Source organism: Pseudomonas putida, from assembly GCF_002741075.1.
Lineage (GTDB): Bacteria > Pseudomonadota > Gammaproteobacteria > Pseudomonadales > Pseudomonadaceae > Aquipseudomonas > Aquipseudomonas putida_T.
The window spans coordinates 70,739-83,615 of record NZ_CP016634.1 but is presented as its reverse complement, the minus strand read 5'-3'; the positions used below and the strand labels follow the sequence as shown (position 1 = coordinate 83,615).

General features: G+C 59.8%; 10 protein-coding genes. 4 read left to right on the top strand and 6 right to left on the bottom strand.

Features of this window, described 5'->3' with window-relative positions; genetic code table 11:
- The first annotated feature begins 2 nt into the window (after positions 1–2).
- Positions 3–773, top strand: a complete 771-nt coding sequence (locus IEC33019_RS00715) for a lysophospholipid acyltransferase family protein (RefSeq protein WP_070091310.1) — start codon at positions 3–5, stop codon at positions 771–773.
- Positions 774–1,004: 231 nt separating this feature from the next.
- Here IEC33019_RS00715 and IEC33019_RS00710 read toward each other — a convergent pair whose 3' ends face one another.
- Both IEC33019_RS00710 and IEC33019_RS00705 read right to left on the bottom strand, forming a co-directional pair.
- Positions 1,005–2,627 (bottom strand): MFS transporter, encoded by a 1,623-nt coding sequence (locus tag IEC33019_RS00710; RefSeq protein ID WP_070091309.1) that lies wholly within the window; start codon positions 2,625–2,627, stop codon positions 1,005–1,007.
- 96 nt (positions 2,628–2,723) lie between these two features.
- Complete coding sequence (locus IEC33019_RS00705; RefSeq protein WP_070091308.1) at positions 2,724–4,370, bottom strand: GMC family oxidoreductase; 1,647 nt, start codon at positions 4,368–4,370, stop codon at positions 2,724–2,726.
- A 238-nt stretch (positions 4,371–4,608) separates the two neighbouring features.
- Between IEC33019_RS00705 and IEC33019_RS00700 the strand changes: the two genes are divergently transcribed.
- The gene (locus IEC33019_RS00700; RefSeq protein WP_070091307.1) at positions 4,609–5,496 is read left to right on the top strand and encodes a LysR family transcriptional regulator; all 888 of its coding nucleotides are present in this window, start codon (positions 4,609–4,611) and stop codon (positions 5,494–5,496) included.
- Here IEC33019_RS00700 and IEC33019_RS00695 read toward each other — a convergent pair.
- From IEC33019_RS00695 to IEC33019_RS00685, 3 genes are read right to left on the bottom strand one after another with little or no spacing between them, the layout of a single operon-like run.
- Positions 5,485–6,303, bottom strand: a complete 819-nt coding sequence (locus IEC33019_RS00695) for a sulfite exporter TauE/SafE family protein (RefSeq protein ID WP_070091306.1) — start codon at positions 6,301–6,303, stop codon at positions 5,485–5,487. The genes IEC33019_RS00700 and IEC33019_RS00695 overlap by 12 nt on opposite strands.
- Positions 6,300–7,580: an NAD(P)/FAD-dependent oxidoreductase gene (locus IEC33019_RS00690; RefSeq protein WP_070091305.1), complete on the bottom strand. Its 1,281-nt coding sequence runs from the start codon at positions 7,578–7,580 to the stop codon at positions 6,300–6,302. Before IEC33019_RS00690 ends, IEC33019_RS00695 begins: the two co-directional genes overlap by 4 nt.
- A 33-nt stretch (positions 7,581–7,613) precedes the next feature.
- The gene (locus tag IEC33019_RS00685; protein ID WP_070091304.1) at positions 7,614–8,498 is read right to left on the bottom strand and encodes an MBL fold metallo-hydrolase; all 885 of its coding nucleotides are present in this window, start codon (positions 8,496–8,498) and stop codon (positions 7,614–7,616) included.
- 338 nt (positions 8,499–8,836) lie between these two features.
- Here IEC33019_RS00685 and IEC33019_RS00680 point away from each other — a divergent pair, with 338 nt between their 5' ends.
- Both IEC33019_RS00680 and IEC33019_RS00670 read left to right on the top strand, forming a co-directional pair.
- Positions 8,837–10,141 (top strand): sigma-54 interaction domain-containing protein, encoded by a 1,305-nt coding sequence (locus tag IEC33019_RS00680; RefSeq protein WP_250169334.1) that lies wholly within the window; start codon positions 8,837–8,839, stop codon positions 10,139–10,141.
- Between the two features lie 1,683 nt (positions 10,142–11,824).
- Positions 11,825–12,352: a hypothetical protein gene (locus IEC33019_RS00670; protein ID WP_012269855.1), complete on the top strand. Its 528-nt coding sequence runs from the start codon at positions 11,825–11,827 to the stop codon at positions 12,350–12,352.
- 101 nt (positions 12,353–12,453) lie between these two features.
- On the opposite strand, the gene IEC33019_RS00665 is transcribed toward IEC33019_RS00670, so the two are convergent.
- Entirely contained in the window at positions 12,454–12,777 is a 324-nt protein-coding gene (locus tag IEC33019_RS00665; protein WP_010951457.1) for a hypothetical protein, read from the bottom strand.
- Positions 12,778–12,877: the final 100 nt, after the last annotated feature.

The window sequence follows — 12,877 nt, the reverse complement described above, 5'->3', positions numbered from 1 at the left end:
CTATGTCGATCCTGCAGGCGATCAGAATCTTTCTTTTTTACCTGCTGTTGGGCACCAGTTCGCTGCTGTGGTGCTCGCTGAGTTTCTTCGTCGCACCGTTTCTGCCGTTCCACAAGCGCTACCGGTTCATCAACGTGTACTGGTGCCGCTGCGCCGTGTTCCTGGCACGGGTGGTCCTGGGCATTCGCTACAAGGTCACAGGCGCCGAGAATGTGCCCAAGGAGCCCTGTGTGATTCTGTCCAACCACCAGAGCACCTGGGAGACGTTCTTCCTGTCGGCGTACTTCTCGCCGCTGAGCCAGGTGCTCAAGCGTGAGCTGCTGTACGTGCCGTTCTTCGGCTGGGCGATGGCGATGTTGCGCCCGATCGCCATCGACCGGAAAAACCCGAAGGAAGCCTTGCGCCAGGTCGCCAGCAAGGGCGACGAGCTGCTCAAGCAGGGCGTGTGGGTGCTGATCTTCCCGGAAGGCACGCGGGTGCCTCACGGCCAGATCGGCAAGTTTTCCCGAGGCGGCACAGCCCTGGCGGTGAATGCCGGGCTGCCAGTGCTGCCGATCGCGCACAATGCCGGCAAGTTCTGGCCACGTGAAGGCTGGGGCAAGCGCCCGGGAACCATCGAGGTGGTGATCGGCGAACCGATGTACCCCGTGGGCACCGGCCCACGTGCGATCGCTGAGCTTAACGACCGCGCCCAAGCCTGGAACGAAGCGACCCAGCGGGCCTTGGGTTCGCTACCACCGGTGGCGGAAAACCAGGCAGAACACAACGCGTGACGATCTGTGGATAACTTGTGAGCAAGTTTTGGATCATCACCTGCAAACTCTATATAACTTATTGATTTTAAAGCTTATTTCTCTGTATGACCTTTTCTTGAAAATCGTGCATAAGTTTTTTCGCAGCATAAAAAAACCGGCTTTTACGCCGGTTTTTTCATGTCCGCAGGATCGATCCACACTGTCTGATCTTGCACGGCCCTGTGGGTTTACCCTGCTACACGTCAGCCTTCACACCTTGTCGATATCCACATCCTTGGTTTCTTTCAGGCAGAACAACCCCACCACGAGACTCACCCCGGTAATCAGCACCGGGTACCAGAGCCCGTAGAAGATATCCCCGGTGTACACCACCAACGCGAACGAGACGGTCGGCAGGAAGCCACCGAACCAGCCATTGCCGATGTGATAGGGCAAGGACATGGAAGTGTAGCGAATGCGGGTCGGGAACAACTCCACCATCACCGCCGCCAAAGGCCCGTAGGTCATGGTGGCGATCAGGATCATGGCGACGATCAACACCACCACCATCACTTGGTTGACGCTCGCCGGATCTGCCTTGGCCGGGTACCCGGCTTGCTCGATTGCTGTGCGCATGGCCGCCTCGTCGAACCCGTCGATGCGCTGCTCGCCGATCGTGACCAGCACCGCAGAGCCCGCTGGCGCATCCACCGCACTGTATGGCAGGCCTTGTTTGACCAGGAACGTCTTGACCTTGTCACACGGGCTATCGAAGCGTGCCTTGCCCACCGGGTCGAACTGGAAGGTGCAGCCTTGTGGATCGGCAGTGACCACGATCGGCGCCTGCTGGCTGGCAGCGTCGATCTGCGGATTGGCGTAATGGCTCAGGGCCTTGAACATCGGGAAGTACAGCACCGTCGCGAGCAGCAGGCCGATCATCAGGATCGGCTTGCGTCCGACCCGATCGGACAACCAGCCGAAGAACACGAAGAACGGCGCACCGATCACCACGCTGATGATCAGCAGGGTATTGGCCTGGGCCGGATCCATCTTGAGCATCTGGGTCAGGAAGAACAGGACATAGAACTGGGCCGTATAGAAGGTCACGGCTTGGCCGGCGTTGATGCTGAACAGTGCTGTCAGCACGACCTTGAGGTTCGGCCAGGAAGTGAAGGATTCACGGATTGGCGATTTGCTGACCTTGCCCTGGGCCTTCATCTTCACGAAAGCGGGCGACTCTTCCATGCTCATGCGGATCCAGGTGGAGATTGCCAGCAGGAAGATCGACAGCAAGAACGGCAAGCGCCAACCCCAGGCCTCGAACTCATCACCACTGATGTAGCGGCTGCCCAGCACGACGACCAGCGAAAGCAGCAAGCCAAGCGTTGCAGTGGACTGGATGAACCCGGTATGAAAGCCACGCTTACCGGGCGGTGCGTGTTCGGCCACGTAGGTCGCCGCGCCGCCATACTCACCGCCCAGCGCCAGGCCCTGGAGCATGCGAAGCAGCACCAGGATGATGGGCGCGGCGATGCCAATGCTGGCGTAGGTGGGCAGCAGCCCCACGGCGAAGGTCGACAAGCCCATCAGCACGATGGTCACCAGAAAGGTGTACTTGCGCCCGATCATATCGCCCAAGCGGCCGAACACCAGTGCGCCGAACGGGCGGACCAGAAAGCCTGCGGCAAAGGCCATCAAGGCGAAGATGAACGCCGTGGTGTCGTTGACGCCAGCGAAGAACTGCGTGCTGATCACCGCCGCCAGTGCGCCATAGAGAAAAAAGTCATACCACTCGAACACCGTCCCGAGGGATGACGCGAAAATGATCTTGCGTTCCTCACGTCGGCTGACCGTGCTGGCAGCCGTGCCTTGCTCTTGGATGTAGTCCGACATCGTTGCTGTCCTCGGCCCGAAGGCCACAGTGATTATTGTTGTTTTCCACTGTCGGTGACCTCTGACCGCAGGCCACCGGTGTTGCACGCACCCGGGTCAGGGCGTCGGTATCGCAGTGTCGCTGAGGTTGGTTTGGGTCAAGGCTCCCTTGAAGATCAATTGCGCCGCCTTCTCGGCGATCATCAATGTGGGTGAGCAGGTATTGCCTGAAACGATCTGCGGCATGATCGAGGCATCGGCCACCCGAAGGCCCGGCACACCCTGCACACGCAGCTGGTTATCCACAACGTCCAGCGGACCGCTGCCCATGCGGCAGGTACCCACGGGGTGGAAGATGGTGGTGCCGATCTTGCCGGCGGCTTCGTGCAATTGCGCCTCGGTCTGCAGGGCAGGGCCGGGCAGGTACTCGCGCGGATCGAACGCCGCCAGGGCAGGGGCCTGCACGATTCGCCGGGTGATGCGGATGGCATCGGCGGCGACTTTGAGGTCCTGCGGATCACTCAGGTAGTTGGGGTCGATCGATGGCGCTGCAAGCATGTCGGCGCTGCGGATATCGATGCGCCCGCGACTGGCCGGGCGCAGGTTGCACACCGAAGCGGTGAATGCCGGGAAGCGGTGCAGCGGCTCGCCGAAGCGCTCCAGCGACAGGGGCTGTACGTGGTACTGCAGATTGGCGGTGGCCTGCTCGGGGCCCGAGCGCACGAAAGCGCCCAACTGGCTCGGCGCCATGGCCAGCGGGCCACTGCGGTCGTAAAGGTAGCGCAGGCCCATGCCCATCTTGCCCCACAGGCTGTTGGCCATCTGGTTGAGCGTGCGGGTGTTGCGGATCTGATAGATCAGGCGCAGTTGTAGATGATCCTGCAAGTTGCCGCCCACGCCCGGCAGCTCATGGCGCACCCCGATGCCTAACCCCTCGAGCAATGTGCGCGGGCCGATGCCGGAGCGCTGCAGGATGCCCGGCGAGCCGATCGCACCGGCGCAGAGAATGATCTCCCGCTGCGCCTTGAACGCATGCCAGGCGCCTTGCCAGCGGGCTTTGACCGCCGTGGCGCGGGCGTTCTCAAGAAGGATTTGATCGACCTGCACACCGGTGAGCACCGTCAGGTTGGGGCGATCTTGCACAGGTCGCAGGAATGCCTTGGAGGCATTCCAGCGTACGCCACTGCGTTGGTTGACCTGAAAATATCCACAGCCGGCGTTATCGCCGGTATTGAAATCCGCCACCTTGGCGATGCCAGTCTGCTCGGCGGCATCGCGGAAGGCATCGAGGATCGGCCAGCTATAACGCTGCTGTTCAACTCGCCACTCACCTTCGGCGCCGTGGCTGTCGCTGGCACCGGCGAAGTGACGCTCACTGGCCTTGAACAACGGCAGTACATCCTTCCACGCCCAACCGTCATTGCCTTGATCGGCCCAACGATCGTAGTCGGCCGCCTGGCCGCGCATGTAGATCATGCCGTTGATCGAGGAACACCCACCCAGCACCTTGCCCCGTGGATAGCCCAGACTGCGTCCACCCAGGCCTGGCTGCGCCTCGGTCTTGAAGCACCAATCGGTGCGCGGATTGCCGATGCAGTAGAGGTAACCAACGGGAATGTGAATCCAGGGATAGTTGTCGCGACCACCTGCTTCGAGCAGCAATACGCGACACGAAGGGTCGGCGGACAAGCGATTGGCCAGCAGGCAACCGGCGGGACCGGCACCGACAACCACATAGTCGAAGACTGAATCGGCTGATGGCATGTGAAACCTCGCGCCTGATTTTTATTCTTGTCCCTGACCATCTTATTGATTAATTTCGAGGACGAAACACGAGATTTCGCGCAGCCGCTGTGCGTTTTAGCACAGCGCTATACCTGAGCCGGCCCCTTCGCGGGTAAACCCGCTCCCATAGGTTATCGCCGAGCTCAGGATCGGCGGTGAACCTGTGGGAGCGGGTTTACCCGCGAAAGGGCCAGCGCGAACAGCCAAAAGGATCAGCATGTTCGACTGGAACGATCTGCGGTTTTTCCTCGAGTTGCAGCGCAGCGGGCGCTTGCTCAGCGCCGCCAAACGCCTCAACACCACCCACAGCACCGTCGCCCGGCACATCGAGAGCATCGAACAGAGCCTGGGTACGGCGTTGTTCGTCCAGCACGCCCAAGGTTATGAACTCACACCCTCCGGGCAGGCCCTGCTCAAGCACGCCGAGGCCATGGAGAACGTGGCCTTGCTTGCTCAGGAAGAGATCACCCAGGCCATCACCCCGTTGGGCAAGATCCGCCTGGGGGTCACCGAGGGCATCGGCATCATGTTCTTCACCCCCCGCATGAACGCCCTGTTCGAGCGCTACCCGGGGCTGGAGGTGGAGTTGGTGGCGGTGCCGCGGTTCGTCAGCATCCTCAACCGCGAGGCGGAAATCAGCATCCACCTGGAGCGGCCCAGCGCCGACCTGCTGATCACTCGCAAGCTCACCGACTACCGCCTGGCGCTCTACGCAAGCCAGGAGTATCTGGATCGGTCACCGCCGTTGCGCAGCCGCGAAGACCTGGCGCGGCACAGCTGGATTGGCTATGTCGACGACCTGCTGTTCAGCCAGGAACTGCTGTTTCTCAACAGTTTCTGCCGGGCACCCAATGTGGTGTTTCGCAGCACCAGCGTGATTGCCCAGCAGCATGCAGCCCGCGCCGGGCTTGGCATTGCCGTGCTGCCTAACTACATGGCCCGTCACGATCGATCCTTGGTGCGGGTGCTGCCCAGCGAAACCATCCAGCGCAGCTACTGGATCTGCACACGCCGAGAATTGCACAAGTCGGTGCGCCTGCGGGTGGTCTGGGACTACCTGCTGGCCCTGTGCAACGCGGAGCAGGCCGAGCTGCTAGCTGAGTAGCACCTTGCCCGCCAACAGCAGCGCAGCCCCCATTCCTGTCACGGCAAACAATTGCTGCAGGCGCGGCCCGGCCAGCTTGCTCGCCAGGGGGCGGGCCAGTAGCAGACCGAGCACGGCACCGACGGCAAACGGTGCGCCTACCGTCCAGTGCATGACACCGGCCAGGCTGGCGCTGACCACACTGCCAGTGGACACCAGGGCAATCACCGCCAGGGACGTGGCGACGATGCTCTTCATGTCCAAGTTGGTATAGCGGTTCAAGGCCGGGATGATGACGAACCCACCCCCAACGCCCAGTAGCCCGGACAGCAACCCCGACAGCATGCCGGTGAACGCCAGCGCGCGAGCGCAGGGCAGGGTCCAGCGCAGCCGCCCCTGCAATGGATTGAGCACGCAGGGCATGATCTGGCGATCACCGCAGGCCGGCTCGCCGCGCAGTTCACGGCGGGCCTTGCGCCAGATGCGCAGGCAGGCATAGACCAGCACAGCAGCGAACACCAACGACAATGGTGTATTGGGCAGACGGTGCGCCAACATCAGACCCAAGGGCGCCGCAGCCACACCGATGGCCGCGATGAACAACGCCGCGCGGTAACGTACCACCCCCTTGCGCAATCCCAGCACGGCACCGACCCCGGCTGCCAAGCCCACGGCGAGCAAGCCGATGGGCGCCGCTTCGACCATCGACAAGCCGAGGCCGAACACCAGCAGGGGCACGGCAAGAATGCCCCCGCCGGCGCCGGTGAGCGCCAGCACGGCACCAATGATCGCACCGAGCCCTGCTCCGATCAGTTGATGTTCGATCACTGCCCGACCTCGGCCACCAACGGTTGGGGACGCGCCAGCCATTCACGGCCTTTGAGCATGCCTTTCCAGTACAGCGGCGGAAGTATCTGCGCCTTGAGCAACCAGGCCAGGCGAGTGGGCTGACGGCCGTCGAGCAACCAGCGCGGGAAACTCGGCGCCACCTTGCCGCCGTAGGTGAACTCAGCGAGGACGATTTTGCCGCGCTCGACAGTCAGCGGGCAGGAGCCGTAGCCATCGTACTGGGCAAGCGTTGGCAGGCGCCCCAGCGCCACCAGCACATTATTGGCTACCACCGGTGCCTGCTTTCGCGCCGCGGCGGCGGTCTTGGCATTGGTGGTGTTGGTTACATCGCCCAGCGCATGGATGTTGGGGAAATGGCGATGACGCAGGGTGGCAGGGTCCACATCGACCCACCCGGCGCCATCGACCAGCGGGCTCTGACGAATGAAATCCGGCGCGATTTGCGGGGGCACCACATGCAACATGTCGAAGGCTTCGACGCGGGTTTCGGTGCTGCCATCGGGCAGTGTGCGCACGAAGGTCGCACGCTTGTTGGGGCCGTCCACTGCCACCAGGCGATGGGCGTAGTTGAGGTCCACGCCGTACTTGTCGATGTAAGCCATCAGCGCCGGAACATAGTCGGGCACGCCGAACAGCACCGCGCCCGCATTGAAGAAACTGGCCCTGATCGCTCCAAGGTGGCCTTGGCGCAACCAGTGGTCGCAGGACAGGTATAACGCCTTCTGCGGCGCACCGGCACATTTGATGGGCATCGGCGGCTGGGTGAAAAGGGCGCGGCCTTGCTTCAGATTCTGCACAAGCTGCCAGGTGTAGGGGGCCAGGTCATAGCGGTAGTTGGAGGTGACGCCGTTCCGACCCAGGGTGTCGCTGAGGCCTTCGATGGCGTTCCAGTCGAGCTTGAGCCCCGGGCAAACCACCAGTTGCTCATAGCTGACAGCGCGACCGTCCTCGAGCGTGACCAGTTGTGCCTGGGGATCAAAACCCTCGACCCGCGCCTTGATCCAACGTACGCCGCGCGGAATGGTCGAGGCCATGGTACGGGCCGTGCTCGGCGCATTGAACACGCCAGCCCCGACCATGGTCCAGCCGGGCTGGTAGTAATGCACATCGGCCGGATCGATCACGACAACGTCCAGGGAGGGGTCGCGGCTGGTCAGGCTGGAAGCGGTTGCGATACCGGCGGCGCCGGCACCGATGATGACCACCTTATGGTGATCGGCGCATGAAGAATCGGCAGAGGACTGCAAGGCAGGCATGGCGGTGTTTCCTTGGAAATAATCGTTATGTGTTCAGAGCGCGTTCAGCGGAATCTTCAGGTAGCTCACGCCATTTTCCTCAGGCTCTGGGAAATGGCCGCTGCGCATGTTGACCTGCACCGAGGGCAGGATCAGCACGGGCATGTCGAGGGTGGCGTCGCGGGCTTCGCGCATGGCCACGAAGTCATCCTCACTGATGCCCTGATGGATATGAATGTTGTGAGCGCGCTGTTCGGCCACGGTCGTGACGAAGCGCATCTCCCGACCACCAGGCAGGTAGTCGTGGCACATGAACAGCTGGGTCTGGTCCGGGAAGGCCAGCAGGCGGCGAATCGAGCGATACAGCATGCGCGCATCGGCACCGGGGAAGTCACAGCGCGCGGTGCCATAGTCCGGCATGAACAGCGTGTCGCCCACGAACACCGCCATTTCACCGCTGTCCTCGACCACGTAGCTCATGCAGGCCGGGGTATGACCCGGCGTGTGCAAGGCGCGGGCGCGCAGGTTGCCGATCAGGAAGATCTCTTCATCTTCGAGCAGTACGTCGAACTGGCTGCCGTCCCGGGCAAAGCCCGGCGCTTCGTTGAACAGTTCGCCGAAGGTTTTCTGCACCTGGGTGATGAGCGAGCCGATGGCCACATGACCGCCCAGTTTTTCCTTGAGGTAGGCCGCTGCCGAGAGATGGTCGGCGTGAACGTGGGTTTCCAGAATCCACTGGACCTTGGCACCCAACGCCTGTACCCGGGCGATCAAGGCATCGGCCGATTCAGTACTGGTGCGGCCCGACTTGGGGTCATAATCCAATACGCTGTCGATCAGCGCGCACTGGCCTGAGCTTCGGTCCAGGACGAGGTAACTGATGGTCGAGGTCACCTTGTCGTACAAGGCTTCCACGTGAAGGTTGCTGCCAATGATCATTTCGCGTCTCCAGATTTATCCACCGCGCCTCCTAGAGGCGTAGGCAGTGTTTGGAGGTTTATCAAGATGCATGCCAGCGTTCTTCATCCAAACGGCTGCCATTGCGTAGCGCCCCATTACCTCCTCCGCGATGCAAGCTGCGACTTCTAGGGCCTGGTTTTATTGAGGTTTGGCCGCGCCAACGGCTTGGCCCTGCGGCGCAGCGCCGCTTCAATACCATCCTCACTGGCGCTGCCAAAGGCTTCTCTGGCAGCACGACCTGGCAGTCGACTGTCAGTCAATGGCAGTGTTTGGCAGTCCCTGTTAACCTCGCCGGGTACTTTCCATCGGTCACCGTCATGTCCGCGCTTTGTGTGTCACTCCAGCATCCCGCCATCGTCGCCCTGGTGTCCTATCTGGAACACGATGTGCTACCCAGCATCATCCTGGACACCGACTACAACATCCTGGCTGCCAATGCCGCATACCGCCGCCAGTTCGGCACGGATGATCACGCCCCCGTGGGTGAGAAATGTCACCGGGTGTCCCACCACTATGCGGTGCCGTGTGACCAGGCCGGTGAGCATTGCCCCCTACGCAAGGCTTGGGACAGCAAGGTGCCGGAGCGCGTGCTGCACATCCATCACACTCCACGCGGGCCTGAGCATGTGGATGTGGAGCTGCGACCGATCCTCGATGACGAGGGCAGGGTAGTGGCCTTCGTCGAACGGCTCACCAGCGTGACACTCGCCTCCGCGCAACCTCAGCAGCAAGGGCTTGTCGGCCGCTGCGCAGCATTCAAGACAGCCCTGGCAAGCCTGCAGCGAGCGGCACCAGCGCAGATCCCGGTACTGCTGCAGGGCGAATCCGGTACCGGCAAGGAGCTGTTCGCCCGTGCCTTGCACCTGGGCAGCCCCCGGGCCAATGGGCCGCTGGTGGTGGTCGATTGCACGGGCCTCACCGAATCGCTGTTCGAGAGCGAGCTGTTCGGTTACGAGAAGGGCGCCTTCACCGGCGCCACCCAGCGCAAGATCGGCCTGGCTGAAGCAGCCCATGGCGGTACCTTGTTCCTCGACGAAATTGGCGAAGTGCCGCTGACGATGCAGGTGAAACTGTTGCGCCTGATCGAGTCCGGCAGCTTCCGGCCTGTGGGCAGTACCCGTACAGTCCACTCCGATTTCCGTCTGGTCTCGGCGACCCATAAGCCGCTGAAGGAAATGGCCGCCGCCGGTACCTTCCGCGAGGACCTGTACTACCGCATCAGTGGCTTCCCGATCCGCTTGCCCGCACTGCGGGAGCGAATAGAAGACTTGCCGTTGCTGGCCGAGAGCCTGCTGCAGCGCATGGGCAAGCAAGCACCTAAACTGCTACCCGAAACCCTAGACCAACTAAGTTTGCATCCTTTCCCGGGGAACATCCGCGAGCTGCGCAACATCCTCGAGCGGGCACGCCTGTTTGCCGATGAAGGTGTGATTCGCCCGGAGCACCTGCCTGAAGACATCGAGCCATCGGCTCTCCAGGGCACACGTCATCGTGGTCGCAGTGAGCTGGGCGATCTGGCGCAGGCCTTGGAAAACTTTCGGGGGTCTCGCAGTGAGCTGGCACGCCATCTCGGCATGAGTGAGAGGACGCTGTATCGACGCCTGCGGGAACTGGGCCTGTGACTTAGACGTGTAAAAACAAAAAGCCCCGGCAATGCCGGGGCTTTTTGTTTGTGCGGTGCTTCCTGATGTAGGTTCACAAAATAGGTGATAGGCCAGACCCCGTGAAATTGGAATCTTCGCCATTTTTTTTGTGAAATGAAGGGGTGCTTTTCACAGAAAAGCCGAGAAATCCCTACTCACCAATCACAAAAGTTGATTGGCCTGGAAAGGGCCGTTTACGACCGACGCGTGACTTTTCGGTAAGGGATGAGGAGTAGTCGCAGCGATCCTTTAGCTCCTAGTCTGGCGACCTTGGGTTCAGAATCCGACTGGCAATGCCCGCCGTCACTACTTCAGAGGAACCAGCTTCCTCTGCTGCCAAAATTGCGGGGGGCTCATGCTGGTACCCAGGCCCGACAAATGCGCAGTTGCAGCCCTCAATTGCAAGGCTATCCAAAGCGGCACGCGTGTCAATCAAGATCTGATGCATGACGATGGCCGGCCTCACGGAGGTGAAACCGGAGATTCAGATTGACTAAACCGACCCCGTAGACACCAACCTCCACGAAGGCCGCTATCGACCCAAAGCTGTCCTTCAAGAAAGGCAGCTAACGGCGAGAAGCGGTCATTTTGTATCTACAGGTTTCGGGGCGATTCAAATCACCCGATTTTCACATCGAGAATAGGCTGGGAGATGAGGCCTGGGTTGAAGCAGTGACAGCCAACCCGGAAGAGCGGTATGAGCATTTTGGCGCCTCGCCGGTCCCCCCACCCGCTGACCGACATGAGCGTTTCTTAGGAGCGGCTGCAGAAAGGTTTGCGAGGACCATCCAAAACAAATTGGACAAGCGTTACGAATCCCTACCGCACGTGGAGGGTAAGCCGCTCATTCTGGCCTTAGCCGATTTCCATGCGCCCAGTTCAATGCTGTGGAGCAGGGAGTCGCTCATCAGCTATCTCTATGGCTTTGCAGTTCACTCATCTGCGCATCGTGGTACGCACCTGATAACTGTGGAGGAAGAGACATCTCTGCTATCAGGGCGCCCCAACGGCCTATTTACGCTAATGGAAAATGCCCATCTTTCAGCGGTCATTTTCACCAATGCCTGCACAGTGCCAAAGCTCAGCCGAGTGCCGATCTCAGGTGGAGCTCATCTAGACGGGTACCGATACTTGCGGTTTGGTGAGTTTTTCGACCGTTCTCCGGGAGCATCACGAGGTATCCCATTTCTGTTGGATGTAGCGTCCAGCGACTACGGTCAGCTCTGGCCGCAATATGGCTACGAGCCGTGGTCTGCTGAAGTGGAGGTATTCCATAACCCTATGGCACTATACCCGGTGCCTAATGAGTTGATACCAGAAGTCACCCACTGGAGAGAAGTAAACGGAAGAGTCGAGTGCGAATCTTTCTTTGATGTATCCATACTCCGATCCAGAACACTCGTCCTCAGTGCAAACGCTAAGGTTCCGTCACTCGATGAGTTGCTGACAGCAGCCAGTCCTCCAGAGCTCTGACGGCGGCGGGGTGGCCGCATCGTTGCCACGCAGGTAGATGAGAATTTCTCAGCAAGCTACCCAGCCAGGGGAAGGACATGAGATCCCCTGCGCAATTCAGGACCGTTGAAGCGTCACCTCTCTTCGGGTAAAAGCATGACCGTCATACAACGCTACAACAGCGTCATACCCGAGAGCATAGGAAGAAAAATGTCGATCCAAGGACTAAAACGATACTTTGGAAACAAGATTCACGCAGTGATAATGATGGCCCCGCTTAAGCGGGAAATGATACGCCTCGGCATATGCACCCTTATGGCGATTATTCTGAATATCATCTTGTATACCGGCGTTGAAGTAGACGGCACCATCAAGCCGTGGGCAGAAACCCCGATAAAACTGTTTGCATCGTCGATGTTATTCGCCTTCATGATCAAGGCTTTTCTGCCAGTTCTCGGCTGGACGATACTGAAAGCAATGCTGTTGAGTGCGAACAATGCCTTCAGCGGCATACTGAGTTTTTTGGGCAATCAGTTCACAGGCGTCATGTACTGTACCGGAATTATTATGGGTTCTATCACGATTAAATTGTATATGGTTTCCGGGGTTTTAGACTCTGAGTTTGCTTATCTGTCCGCAATCGTATTTGCTTCCGGGGTTTTATATTTCTATGTGCTGCAATGCGCCATTCAAAAAACAATGAGTCCGGCCCTGCGTACACCAGCAGTACCGCGTTAAACCACTAGGCTGTGACTATTCATCTCTGGTGCTCAGTAGGCGCTCGCTCTGCTGAACCCTCACCCATACACAACCATTAATGGACTGGCCCGCCTTCGACTTTATGAAGAAGGCGAGCGAGCACGTGACTGATTGCGCATGTATTCCGAGATGAGACTTTCGAAATTGATGTCCGCCTCCTCAACGAGAATATTGACGTGACAGTACAGCTCTTCAGGACCTCTGAGATAATTGAAAATCCTTGATCTAACGATGCCGCAAACCCCTTCTTTGACCGCCGTAGAGGGGAGGTTGATAACATCGCCAACGCACGGGATAAGAGCTAGGCCATGGTCGCTGTTGAAGACAATGTCAGCTGGACAGGCATCAATGCTGGCATCGGATTGTCCTTGCGAAACCTGCTGATAATCAATGCTATACCTCATGTACAGCCTACCTCATTTGTTGAGTGAGGAATCAGCGCCGCGGATCGTAAACAGAAACCTCAAGTTCGCAAGCGACGGGAGCATGTAGCGGATTTTCGGT